General features: G+C 55.0%; 21 protein-coding genes. 7 read left to right on the top strand and 14 right to left on the bottom strand.

Features of this window, described 5'->3' with window-relative positions:
- Both EDB95_RS17370 and EDB95_RS17365 read left to right on the top strand, forming a co-directional pair.
- Nucleotides 1-1,224, top strand: coding sequence for a trans-sulfuration enzyme family protein (locus EDB95_RS17370; RefSeq protein WP_133995318.1), 1,224 nt, complete (start codon nt 1-3; stop codon nt 1,222-1,224).
- Nucleotides 1,221-1,682: a GNAT family N-acetyltransferase gene (locus EDB95_RS17365; protein WP_133995316.1), complete on the top strand. Its 462-nt coding sequence runs from the start codon at nt 1,221-1,223 to the stop codon at nt 1,680-1,682. The genes EDB95_RS17370 and EDB95_RS17365 overlap by 4 nt, the downstream gene beginning before the upstream one ends.
- Here EDB95_RS17365 and fabD read toward each other — a convergent pair.
- From fabD to EDB95_RS17340, 5 genes are read right to left on the bottom strand one after another with little or no spacing between them, the layout of a single operon-like run.
- Nucleotides 1,663-2,553 carry an ACP S-malonyltransferase gene (gene fabD / locus EDB95_RS17360; RefSeq protein ID WP_133995314.1) on the bottom strand — a complete coding sequence of 297 codons (891 nt, stop codon included), beginning with the start codon at nt 2,551-2,553 and terminating at the stop codon, nt 1,663-1,665. The two genes, EDB95_RS17365 and fabD, sit on opposite strands and share 20 nt — an antisense overlap.
- Before the next feature lie 30 nt (nt 2,554-2,583).
- A complete protein-coding gene (locus EDB95_RS17355) occupies nt 2,584-3,627 on the bottom strand; it encodes an acyl-CoA dehydrogenase family protein (RefSeq protein WP_133995312.1) in 1,044 nt (347 codons plus the stop codon).
- On the bottom strand, nt 3,624-4,220 hold the full coding sequence (gene folE, locus EDB95_RS17350; protein ID WP_133995310.1) for a GTP cyclohydrolase I FolE: 597 nt from the start codon (nt 4,218-4,220) through the stop codon (nt 3,624-3,626). Before folE ends, EDB95_RS17355 begins: the two co-directional genes overlap by 4 nt.
- 10 nt (nt 4,221-4,230) lie before the next feature.
- On the bottom strand, nt 4,231-4,647 hold the full coding sequence (locus EDB95_RS17345; protein WP_133995308.1) for a 6-pyruvoyl trahydropterin synthase family protein: 417 nt from the start codon (nt 4,645-4,647) through the stop codon (nt 4,231-4,233).
- 3 nt (nt 4,648-4,650) lie between these two features.
- Nucleotides 4,651-5,061, bottom strand: coding sequence for a 6-pyruvoyl trahydropterin synthase family protein (locus EDB95_RS17340; RefSeq protein ID WP_133995306.1), 411 nt, complete (start codon nt 5,059-5,061; stop codon nt 4,651-4,653).
- 49 nt (nt 5,062-5,110) lie between these two features.
- Between EDB95_RS17340 and mqnB the strand changes: the two genes are divergently transcribed.
- Complete coding sequence (gene mqnB, locus EDB95_RS17335) at nt 5,111-5,737, top strand: futalosine hydrolase (RefSeq protein WP_133995304.1); 627 nt, start codon at nt 5,111-5,113, stop codon at nt 5,735-5,737.
- Nucleotides 5,734-6,564, top strand: a complete 831-nt coding sequence (locus tag EDB95_RS17330) for a 1,4-dihydroxy-6-naphthoate synthase (protein WP_133995302.1) — start codon at nt 5,734-5,736, stop codon at nt 6,562-6,564. Before mqnB ends, EDB95_RS17330 begins: the two co-directional genes overlap by 4 nt.
- Here EDB95_RS17330 and EDB95_RS17325 read toward each other — a convergent pair.
- From EDB95_RS17325 to EDB95_RS17315, 3 genes are read right to left on the bottom strand one after another with little or no spacing between them, the layout of a single operon-like run.
- Nucleotides 6,561-7,328: an aminotransferase class IV gene (locus EDB95_RS17325; RefSeq protein WP_162852657.1), complete on the bottom strand. Its 768-nt coding sequence runs from the start codon at nt 7,326-7,328 to the stop codon at nt 6,561-6,563. The genes EDB95_RS17330 and EDB95_RS17325 overlap by 4 nt on opposite strands.
- A 16-nt stretch (nt 7,329-7,344) precedes the next feature.
- Nucleotides 7,345-8,034, bottom strand: coding sequence for a response regulator transcription factor (locus tag EDB95_RS17320; RefSeq protein ID WP_246073724.1), 690 nt, complete (start codon nt 8,032-8,034; stop codon nt 7,345-7,347).
- Between the two features lie 26 nt (nt 8,035-8,060).
- The gene (locus EDB95_RS17315; RefSeq protein ID WP_133995298.1) at nt 8,061-8,726 is read right to left on the bottom strand and encodes a response regulator transcription factor; all 666 of its coding nucleotides are present in this window, start codon (nt 8,724-8,726) and stop codon (nt 8,061-8,063) included.
- A gap of 802 nt (nt 8,727-9,528) precedes the next feature.
- On the opposite strand from EDB95_RS17315, the gene EDB95_RS17310 reads away from it, so the two are divergent.
- Nucleotides 9,529-9,894, top strand: coding sequence for a hypothetical protein (locus tag EDB95_RS17310; protein ID WP_133995296.1), 366 nt, complete (start codon nt 9,529-9,531; stop codon nt 9,892-9,894).
- A gap of 192 nt (nt 9,895-10,086) precedes the next feature.
- Here EDB95_RS17310 and EDB95_RS17305 read toward each other — a convergent pair whose 3' ends face one another.
- Complete coding sequence (locus EDB95_RS17305) at nt 10,087-10,383, bottom strand: hypothetical protein (RefSeq protein WP_133995294.1); 297 nt, start codon at nt 10,381-10,383, stop codon at nt 10,087-10,089.
- 364 nt (nt 10,384-10,747) lie between these two features.
- Between EDB95_RS17305 and EDB95_RS17300 the strand changes: the two genes are divergently transcribed.
- Nucleotides 10,748-11,506 (top strand): sensor histidine kinase, encoded by a 759-nt coding sequence (locus EDB95_RS17300; RefSeq protein ID WP_246073722.1) that lies wholly within the window; start codon nt 10,748-10,750, stop codon nt 11,504-11,506.
- 43 nt (nt 11,507-11,549) lie between these two features.
- Nucleotides 11,550-12,200, top strand: coding sequence for a response regulator transcription factor (locus tag EDB95_RS17295; RefSeq protein ID WP_133995290.1), 651 nt, complete (start codon nt 11,550-11,552; stop codon nt 12,198-12,200).
- On the opposite strand, the gene EDB95_RS17290 is transcribed toward EDB95_RS17295, so the two are convergent.
- The 5 genes from EDB95_RS17290 to coaBC are packed head-to-tail and all read right to left on the bottom strand — an operon-like array spanning nt 12,189 to nt 16,458.
- Entirely contained in the window at nt 12,189-12,851 is a 663-nt protein-coding gene (locus EDB95_RS17290; RefSeq protein ID WP_133995288.1) for a 3-oxoacid CoA-transferase subunit B, read from the bottom strand. The genes EDB95_RS17295 and EDB95_RS17290 overlap by 12 nt on opposite strands.
- A 5-nt stretch (nt 12,852-12,856) precedes the next feature.
- The gene (locus EDB95_RS17285; protein ID WP_133995286.1) at nt 12,857-13,546 is read right to left on the bottom strand and encodes a CoA transferase subunit A; all 690 of its coding nucleotides are present in this window, start codon (nt 13,544-13,546) and stop codon (nt 12,857-12,859) included.
- Nucleotides 13,547-13,565: 19 nt separating this feature from the next.
- Nucleotides 13,566-14,303 carry a DUF4296 domain-containing protein gene (locus EDB95_RS27895; protein ID WP_133995284.1) on the bottom strand — a complete coding sequence of 246 codons (738 nt, stop codon included), beginning with the start codon at nt 14,301-14,303 and terminating at the stop codon, nt 13,566-13,568.
- Complete coding sequence (porD, locus tag EDB95_RS17275; RefSeq protein ID WP_133995282.1) at nt 14,300-15,229, bottom strand: type IX secretion system protein PorD; 930 nt, start codon at nt 15,227-15,229, stop codon at nt 14,300-14,302. The genes EDB95_RS27895 and porD overlap by 4 nt, the downstream gene beginning before the upstream one ends.
- Before the next feature lie 29 nt (nt 15,230-15,258).
- Complete coding sequence (gene coaBC / locus EDB95_RS17270; protein WP_133995280.1) at nt 15,259-16,458, bottom strand: bifunctional phosphopantothenoylcysteine decarboxylase/phosphopantothenate--cysteine ligase CoaBC; 1,200 nt, start codon at nt 16,456-16,458, stop codon at nt 15,259-15,261.
- Nucleotides 16,459-16,619 lie beyond the last annotated feature (161 nt).

Here is a 16,619-nt window from a genome sequence, read left to right as displayed (position 1 = left end):
ATGTCAGACACGTCCTTCCACCCCGCCGGTTTCGGCTCTACAGCCGTCCACAGCGGGCATGAGCCCAATTCAGCTTACGCCCACCTCGTACCCATCTATGCGTCCAGCACCTACGTCTACGAAAGCGCGGAGCAGGGTATGCGCCGTTTTAGCGGGGAAGAAGACGGGTACATCTATTCACGCTGGGGCAACCCCACCTTTACCGAAGCGGAAGAGAAGATTGCCGCGCTGGAAGCCTTTGGGTTAACGGGACCCGATGGCGGGCCCCTCCGCGTCAAAGGCCTTCTTCATGCGTCCGGGATGGCAGCCCTCAGTACCCTGTTGCTGTCCGTCCTGAAAAAAGGCGACAAGATTTTGTCTCACTATTCGCTGTACGGCGGTAGCCAGGAACTGATGGAAGGCCTCCTCCCCGGTCTGGGCGTAGACGCCGTCATCACCGATCTCCGCGACCTGGATAAGGCGGAGGCCGTTTTTAAAAGCGATCCTTCCATTCGCCTTCTCTACCTGGAGACGCCTGCCAATCCCACCATGCAGTGCGTGGACATCGCCGCGCTGACGGCCCTGGCGCGGCGCTACAACTGTCCTGTCGCCTGCGACAATACTTTTGCTACGCCCTATCTGCAGCAGCCCTTCCGGTATGGCGTGGACTTCATCATGCACTCCACCACCAAATTCCTCAACGGGCATGGCACCGCCATCGGCGGCATCCTGCTCGGGCGGGACGTCGAACGCATGAAAGGACCGGTCTTCAAGACCCTGAAGCTGCTGGGCGGTAACGCCAACCCCTTCGACGCCTTCCTGCTGATCAACGGCCTGAAAACGCTCGAACTCCGGATGGAACGCCACTGTGACAACGCCGAAGCCGTCGCCGCCTATCTGGAGCGCCACCCCGCCATTGCCCGCGTTAATTATACGGGACTGGCTTCCCACAAGGAGCACGCCATCGCCGCCCGCCAGATGCGCAGGCACGGGGGCATGCTCAGCTTCGAACTGAAAGGTGGCCTGCAGGCCGGCGTATCCTTTATCAACCGTTTGAAGATGTGCACGCGCACGGTGTCCCTGGGTACCTGCGACACCCTGCTTTGTCACCCCGCTTCCATGACCCATTTTAGTATTCCGAAGGAGAAAAGGGAACAATATGGCATCACCGACGGCCTCATCCGCATGAGCGTCGGCATCGAAAATGCCCCCGATATTCTCGCAGACCTGGAACAAGCCTTATGAGCCTGACAATACGCCACGCGGCGCGCGAAGACTGCCCGCGTATAATGGAACTGATCGAAGAGCTGGCTGAATTTGAAAAAGCACCACCCGGTACCATTACCGCCACCCTCTCCCACCTGGAAGACAGCGGCTTTGGGCCCCATCCCGTCTGGTGGGCTTTTGTCGCCGAAGAGAACGGCCATGTCATCGGCTTCGCCCTTTACTATATCCGCTACAGCACCTGGAGGGGACAACGTCTTTACCTCGAAGACCTCATCGTCACGCATGAAAAACGCGGCCTTGGCGCAGGAAGGCTGCTCTTCGACCGCCTGATCCAGGAAACCGAAGAGAAAGGCTTCTCGGGTATGACCTGGCAGGTCCTTGATTGGAACGAGCCCACCATCCAATTCTACAAGAAATACGGCGCCGATATAGAGGCCGGCTGGCACAACTGCAACCTTACTGTACCCCGTCTGTAGTTACCCCCTTGGCGATCTTTGCGATCAGCCCCTGGAGAACCTTACCGGGGCCCACTTCCGTAAAGCGGGTCGCGCCGTCGCGCACCATGGCTTCCACGCTTTGCGTCCAACGGACCGCGCCGGTCAGTTGGTCTTCGAGGTTTTGTTTGATCCGGGCCGGGTCCGTTTCCGGGGCCGCGGTCACGTTTTGATACACAGGGCAAGACGGCGCTTTGACCGTTGTCCGGGCGATAGCGGCATTCAACTCGGCCTTGGCGGGTGCCATCAATGGTGAGTGGAACGCGCCTCCGACAGGAAGCACCAGCGCGCGTTTGGCACCGGCTGCCTTGAGGCGCTCGCAGGCAATTTCGATGCCCTTGACGCTGCCGGAGATCACCAGCTGACCCGGGCAGTTATAGTTGGCGGGAACGACGACTTCGCCTGTTTCCTGTTGCACCGCCGCACAGATGTCCCCGACCTTTTCGTCGTCAAGGGCCAGCACCGCGGCCATCGTAGACGCCTGAACCTCGCAAGCCTTTTGCATGGCTGCCGCACGGGCCGCCACCAACAAAAGCCCGTCGGCAAAAGACAAGGCCCCTGCGGCCACCAGGGCGGAGAATTCACCCAGGGAATGACCGGCGACCATGTCCGGTTTGGGTTGGTCCAGGGTCGCATAGGCGATCACGGAGTGCAGGAAGATGGCGGGTTGTGTCACCCGGGTTTGTTTCAGGTCCTCTTCCGAACCCTCGAAAAGGATATCGGAAATCCGGAAACCCAGCAGGTCATTGGCCTGCTCAAACATATCCCTGGCCAGGGTATGCCCTTCGTATAAGGCCTTTCCCATCCCGGGGAATTGGGAACCCTGCCCGGGGAACACATACGCATGCTTCATAATCGTTTCATTTGGGCGACAAAAATAAGGTTAATCACGTAACGGCGACAGCAACGTATGCTGGCTCGCGGTATGAATATCCCTCCATACCCGGTTGATGTCGGTGCCCATACGCATCATCCGCATGCCTCCGTAAGGATACAACGTGTCCGCCACGCGAAGGGCCGTTGCTGCGGCGGCACGCGCCACCTTACCCACCTCTGTCAGCGGGACGGGCCCACCGGGTGACGCCCACGAAGCCCTTATGGTTGCATAAAACCTTTGTCGCATTTGTTCCAACTCCCCGGCCAGGTCGGGCGCACCATCCACCACCCCGAACAGGTCCAGGAAATGTCGCACCATCCCGAGCATAGTCACGCTCAAAACCGCCTCCGCCTGTTGCAAAAAGGGATAGGCATATAACGGTCCGGATGCATGTGGAAAGGGTTTGTCCAGCGCAAAGCTCCGATTAAAAGGCACAAAGGCCTCCCGCACCACCATATCCTGGCTGGCCGTGGCTTTTAGGCCAAGGCTTTGCCAGCCGTCTTGCAGCGTAACCTGGTCCGGCAGGAATATGACCGCCCTGATCAAAGGCTCGCCCCGTTCGTCGCGCAACGGCTGGCCGTCTCGCATCAACCGACAGTTGGCCGTGTATAGCGTCGCATGCGGCGCCCCGCTTGCATAGCGCCAGTGTCCCGACACGAGATAACCGCCCGCTACCTCCGTGGCGGAACCTGCGGGAAAACCCGTCCCCGCCGCACAAACATCCGGCCGCCCAAAAAGCGAAACTGCGAGCGCTTGTTCGATAAATCCCGCGAAAAAACCGGCGCCCCCGCAAAGCGCGAGCACCCATCCAAAGCTCCCGTCCGCCCAGGACGCCGCTTCCTGTAATGCCAGCAGGTCGGGCAGGTCGTATTCCAGACCGCCCACGGACCGGGGGATCAGCAGCCGTAGCCATCCCTGCTCTACCAGTAAGGCAACCGCCGCAGGCGTCAGGCGGCCGAGCGCCTCGGACGGGCCGGCCTCGGATCGAATCCGCGCCAGCAGGTCGCCCGGCAACACCGCGGTGACGTCAGGAGCAACCGGCGTCCTCATATCAGGTCGGCCGTAATCAGCTTTGTAAATTCACTCCGCGTCTCCGCCCGCTCGAACTCGCCCCAAAAGGCCGAGGTCGTCGTCACAGAGTTTTGCTTTTGCACACCGCGCATCATCATGCACAGGTGTTGGGCTTCGATCACGACCGCGACCCCCAGGGGATTGAGGGTTTCCTTGATGGCATCCAGGATCTGGGTCGTCAGGCGCTCCTGCACCTGAAGCCGGCGCGCATAGACGTCGACGACCCTGGCGATCTTACTCAGACCGGTGATGTACCCGTTCGGGATATAGGCGATGTGTGCCTTGCCAAAAAAGGGCAGGATGTGGTGTTCGCAAAGGCTATAGAGTTCTATGTCTTTGACCACCACCATTTCGCTGATGGATTCCCTGAACTTTGCCGACTCCAGGATCTGGTGAGCGTCCTGCTCGTAACCCTGTGTCAGGAATTGCATGGCCTTCGCCAGGCGTTCGGGGGTTTTCAGGAGCCCCTCCCTGTCGGGGTCCTCGCCCAACATATGCAGACACTCTTTGTAATTCTCCTTTAGTCCTTCGGTAACCGCTTCGTCGTATTGCTCGATCTTTTTGTAGGCCATGGCAGGAATTTTAGGCTGGATAAGACACGAAATTACGGTCTGTTTCATAAAGCGTGACCTCCAGATCCAAATCCACCGGGATATGAGGTCTCAGGAGACGGTAAATCACCATGGCGATATGCTCGGCCGTTGGGTTGAGGTCCCTGAATTCGACCGTATCCAGGTTGAGGTTCTTGTGGTCGAAGCGCTGAATCACCTCCTCGTGGACCAGGTCGCTCAGGCGCTTGAGGTCCATGACATACCCCGTGTCGGGGTCTGGTACCCCGGTCAGCTTGACGATCAGCTCGTAGTTGTGGCCGTGGTAATGGGGCAGGTTGCACTTACCAAACACGCGTTCATTGGTCGCCGCATCCCATGAGGGATTGTGCAGGCGGTGGGCCGCATTGAAGTGCTCTCTCCTGTAAACGGCGACTCGGTTTGTATTCATAATCTATTCTCCGAAAAATTCCACGTAGATCCTGGGGGTTTCATACAGCTTGATGGCGTGCAGCCGTACGCCTTGCGGAAGGTGCGGCGCCAACTGTGCCCAGATACCCTTGGCCAGGTTTTCGGTGGAACACATCTTATCCTTTAGAAACGGGACATCCAGGTTCAGGTTGCGGTGATCCACGATGTCCAATACGTGTGTTTTGACAAGATCGCTCAACACCTTTACATCCATCAGGAAACCCGTGTCCTCGTTGACCTCGCCCTTCACCGTTACGTACAGCTCATAGTTGTGGCCGTGCCAGTTCTCGTTGGCGCATTTCCCAAAGACCGCCTCATTCTGCGCGGTGCTCCATCGGGGGTTATACAGCTTATGCGCCGCATTGAAATGTTCCACCCGCGTCAAGTACACCATCTTCCCTAAAAATTTTGGCAAAGGTACAACAGATGGGGTAAATTTGTGTATGCGCATCCTCCTGGCCGCCGCTACGTCTTTCGAGCTCAAAACCCTCATGGAACAGCCTCCCGCCGGCGTCCGGCCCGTTATTACCGGGGTCGGCCTGGTGCCCGCGACCTACCATCTTTCCAGGGCCATCGCCACTCATTCCCCCGACCTGGTGATCCAGGCCGGTATCGCCGGTTGTTTCGACCCCGCCCGTTCCTTAGGCGAAGTCATTGCCGTTTCCGAGGAAGTGTTGGCAGATGTGGGTGTGGAAGAACACGGACAGTTTAAGGACCTCGGGGACCTGGGCCTCCAGGATCCCAACGAACCGCCCTTCCAAGGCGGCCGTTTGCCCAACCCGCACCTGACCCGCTTTGCCGGTTTGCCCACCGGGCGGAGCATCTCGGTCAGCGAGATCACCACCCGTCCCGACCGGATCCGCCATTATAAGGATCGGTATGCCCCGCTGGTGGAGAGCATGGAGGGCGCAGCCCTACACTATGTCTGTTTGAAAGAAAACATCCCGTTCCTCCAGGTCCGGGCCCTGTCCAACTATATAGGCGAACGGGACAAGACCCGCTGGAAGATAGCACCGGCCCTGGCCAACCTGCAACAGGCGATCACCCAACTCCTAAACGAACAACGATGACACTTACGCTCGGATTTTCCCCCTGCCCCAACGACACCTTTATCTTTGACGCCCTGGTTAACCATCATATCGATACCGGGGGACTCGACTTCGACGTTTACCTGGAAGACGTGCAAACGCTCAACCGCTGGGCCATGGAGGGACGGCTCGACTTGTCCAAGATCAGCTATGGCGTACTCCCCCTGATCACCGGCACGTACGAAGTCCTTCAGTCCGGGGGTGCCCTGGGTAAAGGCGTTGGCCCCCTGCTCATTTCGAAGACGCCCGTCGACCCGGCGACGATCGAGCATAAGACCATTGCCATCCCCGGGGAAAACACGACCGCCCACATGCTTTTTTCCCTGGCCTATCCAAAGGCAAAGCACAAACGGTTCGTTTTGTTTTCCGATATAGAACGGATGGTCCTGGAAGGAGAAACCGACCTGGGGGTGATCATCCACGAAAACCGCTTCACGTATCAGCAAAAGGGGCTGGTCAAACTTGCAGACCTCGGTCAATTCTGGGAAGAAACCACCGGCAACCCCATCCCACTGGGCGGTATCGTCGCTAAACGCAGCCTCGAACCCGCCCTTGTCCGCCAGGTGGACGAACTGATCCGGCGTTCGGTGGCCTGGTCCTTCGACCGTTATCCCGGGTTGAGCGCCTACATCCGGGAACACGCCCAGGAAATGGACGAGACCGTGATGCGCCAGCACATCGATCTTTATGTCAATGATTTCTCCCGCGCGTTGGGCGCCCAGGGGGAAAAAGCCGTGGAGAAATTGCTGGAAGTGTATACGGGCCTGCATCCGGACACCGCCCTGCACCAGCCCGTTTTTATCCGTTAGCGCTCCAGACTTTTAGCCAGCTCGATACTGACCGATCGCCCATACGTCGCGGCGCCAAAACGGGTAACCCAGCGTACACCCCGGATCGCGTTGGTCAGAAAGACCTCTTCCGCAGTCATCAGGTCCGCCGGCGACACCGGCTGCTCGCGGATGGGAAAGCGCTCTACAAGGTACCGCCGCGTAACCCCCGCCACACCCGCCTCCGACAAGGGCGGTGTAAAAATCTCACCGGACCGTACCCAAAACACATTGCTGGTCGCCGCATCCGCCACCCGCCCGTAGGCGTTGAGCACCAGGCACTCATCCAGCCCTTGTGCGCGTGCCCAGTCGGCCGCTCTTACATAAACAAGGTAATTGTTGCTTTTCAGGTTGGCAAAAACATCGAAAGCCTTACGTCCATCAGGATACACCCCGATCTCCAGGGCCCTGTCCTCCAAAACCAAAGGGAAGGTTTCGATGATACAGTGACAATCCGAAAGGCCTTCCCCCCGGAACACATTGAGCCGCACCCTTGCCAGGGCGGAGTGCCCGTTGCGGGCGCACAAGTCGAGGACGTCGGCCTCCAGCATGGACGGTGTGCAGCGCAAGTCAAACCCCAGGGTTGTCAGGCCGTGCCATAACCGCTCGACGTGATAGTGCCACAAAAGTACCCGGCCGCCCGCGACCTTGATGGTTTCGAACAAACCGTCGCCATACCGCAGCCCCCGGCTGCCGCCGCCCGCTAAAGGAGTGTCTGTGGGGTAAAATTCACGGTCGTAAAGCAATTGCGCGGCCACAATGCTATCCCTCCAAAAGGTTGTGTTTGACCGCGTATAAGATAAGACCCGCCGTGGTTTTGATGTTCAGTTTGGCTTTGATGCGGTCCCGGATCGCCTCGATGGTGCGCGGGCTCGCGTCCACCATGTCCGCGATCTCGCGGGTGCTCCGTTCTTCGCACATGAGTTTCAATACGGTAATTTCCTTTTCAGACAGCTTGGCCTCGGGGTTGGCGCCGTCCTGTATAGCCTGTTTCTTATTACGCAGGTTGTCGATCAACGCCATATTCGTCGTGGCGTTGAAGTGGAACTCATTATAATAACAGTTGCGGATCGCTTCGTAAATCGCTTCCAGGTCGGCCGTTTTGGTCAGATAGCCGTTTGCCCCAAGCTCCATCATTCTGGTAATCATAGAATTATCGTCATGCATAGAAAGCACGACCACTTTCACGTCGGGGAAATCGCGTTTGATCTCCTGGAGGGCGCCAATCCCGTCCATCAGGGGCATCTGTATATCCAGCAGTACTACGTCTGGTTTTTGGTACTTTAACATGTGAACCAACTGCACGCCGTTGTCCGCCTCGGCAACGATGCGGACGTCTGGCTTCGCCGCAAGTGCAGTTTTGACGCCGGCCCGGTATAACACGTGGTCATCGGCAATCACTACCTTGATCATCCGGCTTTCAGAGGTATGGTCCTGATTTCTTTCCATCATCCTAGAAAATTGCGCAGGCGCGCCGCTTACTCAATGAGCTTGTTTCTCATGCCATAAACAATCAGGCCTGCTATCGTTTTTACCCCCACTTTAGCTTTCATATTCTGGCGGATACTTTCAATGGTACGGGGGCTTAGGAACACCAATTTAGAGATTTCCTCGGTTGTTTTGTCCTCGCTAAGGAATTTAAGTATCTGGAGCTCTTTTTCCGAAAACTGAATTTGTTTGGGATAGTGCTGCCGGACGATCTTTTTGTGCTGCAGCCGAAGCAGAACTGCCTGATTTACAAGATCATTGAAATAAAATTCGTCGTTAACACAGGTCAGAATCGCCTCGTAGATCTCGTCGGGGTCCGTCGTTTTTGTAAGATACGCGTTGGCCCCGCTCTCCATCATCTTCGAAATCATCTGCTGGTCGTCGTACATGGTCAGTACGATGATCTTTATCTCTTCGTTCTCCTTGCGGATCAATTGAATAGCGTTGATTCCGTCCAGCTCCGGCATACGGATATCCATGAGCAGGACGTCGGGCATTTTTATCGCCAGTTTGTGCATCAGGTCTTTGCCGTCATCAGCCTCCCATATTATCTTCAAATGAGGCTTCCCACCCAATGCCATCTTTATACCCTCCCGGAAGATCTTATGGTCATCTGCTAAGGCCAGCTTTATAAAATTATTCCCCGAAGCTGACATAGGATGATTTTAAGAGTTGCAAAATAAAAACCTTATGCATACGTTTTTGAATTGGATAGAACTTTATTTACGCCACCGTAGTTTTCCCATCCCCCCATCGAAAATCTCCCATTTTTCGGCGTATTAACTTCACGGATAAAATAGAGCGGTTTTGCTCTTTTGACGATTTAGCAAACCCTTTACATTTGTATAAGTAATGAAGAAGTTAGTTCAAAAAAATCCAGTATCCAAAACGTGTTTCCGGTATCCTAAGAAAACGTAAATCCGCGCCAAAATCCTAAGAAAACGAAAAAATCCGATCCCTTGGAAAGACTACATTGATCCAACTTCTATGAAACGAACCGCGAACTAACCCATTAGAGACGAGCCCGCACCGCTCAAAGGAACGGTCGCCCGTCGTTTTAATCCGTGTCCTATGGGAGAAACGTTGGTAGTCATGCCCAACAAACTTACCCCAGCAAGGCCAGCTAATTAATTAGCTGGCTTCTTTTTTGCTTGTCTTGAAGTGCTAAAAAATGGGGAGCGTTATGCACATTTTTTACACCCCAGGGGTTTAACGGTCCAAAATAAGGGGGAATTACCCCGATAATCTACGCTCCGAAAGACCGTAATTTTACGCAGTTGCAGCCGTACATACCCGCAGTTTTAACATCGTTTTAACCCGATATAATAGGGTTTAATTGTTGTAAATCAATGATTTAAAGCATACTACATTCTTTCATTTTGGTCCTCAGGCCCTTGTGCATTCTTGTTTTTATTGAGTATTTCGAAGCAATTACTCATTACCCACAAACTGAATCCCATGAACAAGAATGTACAAGACTCCGTGATTGCTGCCCGTCCTTTTAGCGCTTCTGTAGGTGAGCATATCGGCGCCGAAGCCGGTGCTAAGATGGTAAAGAACTTTTATGAAGCACACCCTGATCAAGCCTACGGTCACCTGATCGGTCGCGACATCCTTGAAAAAATGCTGGCCCAGCCCGGTTGCGCAGGTCTGAGCATTTACCCTGCCTATGACGATAACTCCAACGTCCGCACGCTGGTTTTCGCCGGTGTTGACGCTGATGGTCAGGAGATTCTGCAATATTCCACCATCCAGGAAGGGGGTCAGATCGTTATGCATGATGGGGTTGTAGTTGACCACATTATTACCACCGTAGGTTTCTAATTGGTTTTTTTTAAGTCTGGTATGCTATATTTGAGTAAAGTATAACATATCAGTTTCCTAAAAACCTTAGGTTATATAGCCCGGCTATCTACGTTGATACCCATAGTCCTATTTCTCTTTACAAGGAAAAGACACAGAGGAAAAGGACTATGGGTTATTATTATTTATCTATGCTATGGTATTGCTACAGAGCTAATTAACAGCTACTACAACGAAGTCTTCCACGTCATCCCCCAGTTCAATTTCAATCTTTTTGATATTGTCGAATATTGTCTGTTGACGTATTTCATCTACAAGCTGATGCGCCACAAGCAATTCCGGATCATCATTCTCGCCTTTTCCGTAGTCTTTCTTTCGGTATCCATATTTAACATCACCCGTCCTTTCTTCCACAGCCACTACGATTCCCTGACAAACGTGTTGGAATCCATTCTGCTCATCATTTATGCGATTTTCTATTTCTTCGAGCAGATTCGAAAGCCAGATCATATATTTTTCTATGCCATACCGGAATTTTGGGTAATTGTGGCCATACTTTTATATTTTAGCGGAACTTTTTTCATAGATCTCTACGCCCAATCTCAACTAGAAAACAAAGCTTTCGAACTCCAGTATTCATTGATTAACACCGCATTCTACATTCTCAAGATCCTGCTTTTAGGGGTCGCGATGATCATGCAAAGTGGGGATAAGAACAACAACATATCGAGAATAGATTACAGTAACCTCGATGAGCACCTGAACCTTAACCGTTAACTGCATTACCCCTGGAGTAGAAAGAATGACATTTTTGCAACTCATTTCGAACGAAGGGCACAGTATACCTTATATTTTATACTTTGGTACCCTGGGCATGTTCACGCTCGCCATAGCCCTGGTGGTTTTCATCGTCTTTTACCAACGCCGCATCATCCAGTACCAGATGAAGATGCAACGCATGGAGGAAGAACAGCAAAAGCTCCTCCTGGCGGCGTCCATCCAGTCTCAGGAAGAAGAACGGCAACGCATAGCCGCAGATTTGCACGACGACGCAGGTCCCTTGCTCGCGACGGCCCGTCTTTATCTCAACGAGAATCTCGTCCACCAGGAAGTCACCACCCAGCTACAGGCCATTTTCAGCGCCAAACAAATCATAGACGAAGCCATCCAGCTCATCCGGAACATCTCCCACAGCCTGATGCCGTCCACCCTCAAGAATTTCGGTTTGGAGTCCGCCATAAATGACGTATTCCAGAAAATAAATGGTTCGGGATCCATCAATGCCAGCTGCCGCTTCCATGATTATCGTAGACGATTGTCTACGGAGAAGGAACTACTGCTGTTCCGTATCATCCAGGAGCTCATCAATAACACGCTCAAACACAGCCACGCAAGCTTTATCCACCTCATCCAGGGACGCAACAATGACCAGTTTTTCATCCGCATCCACCATGACGGTTATGGAATCACACAGGACACTTATGAGAAATACAAGATCATCCCCGAGGGTCTCGGTCTAAAAAATATTCACAGCAGGGTTAAAATTTTAAAAGCAAATATTACTTTTGAGAAAGATCCTTCTCAAACCTATTTTAAGATATCTATCGAGCTACCCTTAGAGACACCTGGTTGACAAACACCTTTGCTAAAAAGCGACCTGGAGAACATAATTATTTATGGCCAATATAAAGGTGGCTATAGCGGACGACCATCAGATATTCCGAAAAGGAGTTATTCTGTCTCTTCGCCACTATGCCAACATTCAATTTGTACTGGAGGCGAGCAACGGTGAGGAGTTATTAAAAGGAATTTCAACCACGGACACAGACGTGGTATTGCTTGACCTCAGGATGCCCGTCAAGGACGGGATCGAGACCACGAAGGCCCTCGCCAAAGATTATCCCTACATCGGGGTGATCATTCTCACTATGTACGAGGATGAGCGGTTTGTCACCCACCTGATGGAAAACGGGGCGAATGGCTATTTACTCAAAAGTGCCGATCCCGCGGAAATAAAAAGGGCCATTATCGAGGTAAAAAGTAAGGGATACTACCTCAACAATTATGTCAATCGCATCCTCCTGCAGAAGTCCCATTACCGTGTAAAATTCACGCCCTCCCTCCACACGGAGATCGTGCTCAACGATAAGGAAAAACAGGTCATCAAACTCCTTTGTATGGAGCTGACGGCCCAGGAGATCGCGAAGGAGATGGGGATCAGTCCCCGGACGGTCGAGGCGATCAAGGACCGGCTCATGGACCGTTTTGGCGTCAAGAACTCTGTCGGTCTTGTGTTCTTTGCGATGAAAAACGCGCTAATCGATTAGCATCTCCGGGACCTCCCCCTCTACGACCAGCCTTCCACCCGTTTTTTGCCGGATCTCCTCCACGCTCACACCGGGCGCTCTTTCCAAAAGTTTGAAGCCCCCACCGGGCAAAATGTCCATGACCGCGAGCTCGGTGACCACCTTTTTGACGGAAGCCACCCCTGTCAACGGAAGCGTACACTGCGGAAGCAGCTTGGAATCCCCCTTGGGGCTGGTATGCATCATGGCCACGATGATGTTCCGGGCGGAGGCCACCAGGTCCATCGCGCCCCCCATCCCCTTGACCATCTTCCCCGGTATTTTCCAGCTGGCAATATCCCCTTTCTCGGATACTTCCATGGCGCCTAAGACGGTCAGGTCTATCTTCCCCGAACGGATCATCCCAAAGCTTTCCACGCTGTCGAAAAAGACGCCGCCGGGAAGGATCGTCACCGTCTCCTTTCCCGCATTGATCAGGTCCGGATCTACCGAAGCCTCGTCGGGATATGGCCCCATACCGAGAATACCGTTCTCCGACTGGAGCATGATGGTCATCCCTGCCGGGATAAAGTTGGCCACCAGGGTGGGGATCCCGATCCCCAGGTTTACATACATGCCGTCCCGCAGTTCACGGGCGATCCGTCGGGCGATACCAAATTTGTCCAATGCCATAGGTGCTAATTTGTGGTTCTGCGCTCGATGCGTTTTTCATACGCATCCCCCTGAAAGATTCTGTGAATGTAGATGCCGGGTACGTGGACCTGGTCCGGGTCAAGCGCCCCGGGTTCTACCAGTTCCTCGACCTCGGCGATCGTGATATGCCCCGCCCTGGCCATGGCGGCGGAAAAATTACGGGTCGTCTTCCGAAAGACGAGGTTCCCCAGGCGATCTCCTTTCCAGGCTTTGATAAGGCTGAAATCCGCGTGCAATGCCCGTTCCATGAGGTACATCTTATCGTCGAACATCCGGGTTTCCTTGCCTTCGGCGACTTCCGTTCCATAACCCGCGGGGGTGAAAAAGGCGGGAATACCCATACCCGCCATTTGGATACGCGTCGCCAGCGTCCCCTGGGGCACGAGCTCCACCTCCAGTTCTCCGTGCAGCAGCTGCCGCTCGAATTCCGCGTTCTCTCCGACGTAAGAGCTGATCATTTTTTTGACTTGTCTCCTGTTTAGCAGGAGCCCCAACCCAAAGTCATCCACCCCGGCGTTGTTGGAGATACAAGTCAGCCCTGTGATGCCCTTTTCGACAAGGGCGGCAATACTCTTTTCGGGGATTCCGCAAAGGCCAAAGCCTCCCAGCATCAACACGGCTCCATCGCTTATGTCGTGGATGGCGGAGGCAGCGTTGTCGACAATTTTATTCATAAGCAGCAAGTTGCGTTTGTTACGGGATGGCCTGGGGCTGGGGCTTCGGGGAGACCTTTCCGGGAGGAGGGCCTTGGTGCGCGCCGGGTTTTGCGGGTGACGGCCCACCGGGCTTCCCGGGTGGCGATGCGCCGGGCTTTCCCGGCGGCGGTGCACCAGGCCCACCGGGTTTCCCGGGCGGAGGCCCGCCAGGTCCACCAAGCTTTCCCGGCGGCTGCCCACCGGGCCTCCCGGGCGGCGGTGCGCCATGTGGACCAAACGGGGTGATCGTACCGGGCGGCGGCGCCCCAGGCCGGCCAAACGGCGTGACCGGACGCACCGGCATCGGCCGTCCATCAGGGCCCACGGGCCCCGGCGGATGCGCCAGGGGAGGCGTAAAGGTGCGGACCGGTTGGTGTGGTCCCGCCCCCTCTTTCATCATGTCCCGGTTGGCCCTTTCGGTCATGGTATCGATCATGGCCCTCAGGACGTCCGGACGGGACATATAGTAGTCGTAGCTATCGGCAAATTGAGCGCGGGTAACGTGGTGCGTCCTGAAAATATCGGTATACAACGCAGCGTAGGCCGTATCGTGTTTGAAATTGGTGTCGGCGACCATCCTCGTCTCGTTATAGGCGTCCGCCTCGAACATTTCCCAGAGCAACACCTGCATGGTATCCTTGGCAATGATCGCATTGCCGCCCGGTGACATATTCCTGCAGGCAGTGCCGGCGATGATCCAGCAGGACACGATGGCCCCCACGATGCATTTCCTCACTTGAGCAACTGTTTATACTTATTGATATTGCTGACATCCAGGCGTTGCAGCAAGTCCAGCGCCCGGGCTTTGTCCGACATGTTGGCCTTTGCAAAGAGGTTCCCCAGCTCCGTCGATTTCCCCTGGAAAAAGAATTGACGGATGGCCGTACCCGGCGACTCCTGGTTGATGTTATCCATATCCGTCAGTGCGGTCAACACCCCCGACCTCGCCTTTTGATCGTCGGTCGTCATCTGATCCATACCCTGTCTGTAGTATTGATAGTATACGTCATGGATCAGCGAATACCGGGAGTTTTGCAGGTTCTCGGCCAGTTGGTAGCGGTTGACACTCCCCCCGTCAAAAGCATTCCATCCTTTGATCCCGCTTCCGTCGGGCGCATTGTTGACGATATTCCACGCTTTTTGAAAGTAAGGATCCCCACCTTTCAGGGAGAAAGATTCGTCGTCAAACCCCACGATCAGGTAAGCGTAGTAAGCAAAAATCGCCGTCAGGTTCGCCACCAGGGGGTCGGATCCCTGTACGCGGTTGTCATCAAATAAAAGGGAGGTGAATAAGACATACTTGAACTGTACATCGTTGTCCTGGAAGTTGATCAACGGAGAGTTATAGCTCGATCCATACACGGGGCGGGCGGCCTGTACCACCAGGTTGGCGGAATAGGTATCCACGTCCGGGGATCCGGTCAGGTTAAGGAGGAAGGAGCACTCGATCCTTTCGTTGGTCTGGTAGGTTTCTCCCGTCCACTTGCGGTTATTCAAAAAATCAGACAGGGCCGTTTGCAGCGCCTGGTACACCCGCCTGTCCACTGTCGTCGGCATACGTGCACCCGATACCGACACCCTGGCCTGAAGCTCCTGCCCCAGGGCCGGCCGTCCCAAAAGGGCAAAGGCCGCCAGCAAAAGTCCTGTTTTTATGGCGCTCATGGCACTTCGTTTTTAGCGCGCAATGCGCGTTATTTGGCTCCCAGCGCACGAACGAGGGTGTCGGCAATATCCCGGGCCACCGCCTCCTTCGTCTTAAGCTCGAAGGACCACTCCGAACCCTGCCGGTCAAAAATAGTGATTTTGTTGGTGTCGAATCCAAAGCCGGCACCCTGGTCGCGGAGACTGTTTAGTACGATCAGATCCGCGTTTTTGGATTCCAGCTTCGACAAGGCGTATGCCTTTTCCTCCCGGGTCTCCAGGGCAAAACCGACGAGGAACTGGTCCTTTCGTTTTTGACGCCCCAGTTCCTGCAGAATATCTTGTGTTTTTGTCAATTCCAGGGACCACGTCGATTGCTGCTTCTTGACCTTTTCCGCGGCCACCTGTACCGGCGTGTAATCCGCCACCGCGGCAGCCATGATCCCAATGTCTGAGGCCCCCCAGCGCCCTATACAGGCCTCGTACATCTCCGCAGCGGTCAGCACCGGGACGACCTCGATACCTGGCAGTGAGGGCCGCTCAGCGACCGGTCCCAGTACGAGGGTGACGGAAGCGCCCCTGGATGCCATTTCCCTGGCCAGCGCAATCCCCATTTTCCCCGATGAATGATTGCCGATAAAACGCACCGGGTCGATCGGTTCATGGGTAGGTCCACCCGTTACCAACACGTTCTTGCCCTTCAGGTCTTGCCCGGTACGGAAAAAATCCTCCAGCCAGGAAAGGATGGATTCGGGCTCCGCCATGCGGCCATCCCCTACCAATCCGCTGGCAAGCTCCCCGTGTGCCACCGGGATCACCCGGTTGCCGTAGGAGGACACCTTGCCCAGGTTGACCCGGGTGCTGGGGTGATGCCACATATCTTCGTCCATGGCGGGCGCCAAAACCACCGGACAGGTCGCCGAGAGGTACACCGCATGCAAGAGGTTATCGCAAAGCCCCTGGGCCATCTTTGCCAGGGTATTACAGCTCAGCGGTGCCACCACCATCACGTCCGCCCAGCGCCCCAGTTGAACGTGGTTGGCCCACGTATCCGCAGCGGCCAGGTCGGTCAATACCGCACCCTTGGACAGGGTACTCAGGGTCAGGGGCGTGATAAAGTCCCTGGCGGCCGGCGTCATCACGACCCTCACCTCCGCCCCGGCCTTCACCAGCAGGCGTACGAGGGAGGCGGATTTATACGCGGCAATACTGCCGGTGACCCCCAAAAGTATCTTTTTGCCTTGTAGCATAGGTTCCAGGTTGTGTTGCGGCGACGGCCTAAAGCGGACAATTTAGGCCGCCGCCGCAACGCGGCTAATGATTGCCCTTCGGGCCGACCTCCGGTCCGCCCCTTGCGGGGCCCTCTCGGCTCCTAAACGCCACAAGCGGCGCCATTCGTATGGGCGCCGCT

The organism is Dinghuibacter silviterrae (assembly GCF_004366355.1).
Lineage (GTDB): Bacteria > Bacteroidota > Bacteroidia > Chitinophagales > Chitinophagaceae > Dinghuibacter > Dinghuibacter silviterrae.
Note: the sequence above shows the minus strand (reverse complement) of the source record. Positions and strands in the feature narration are given on the sequence as shown.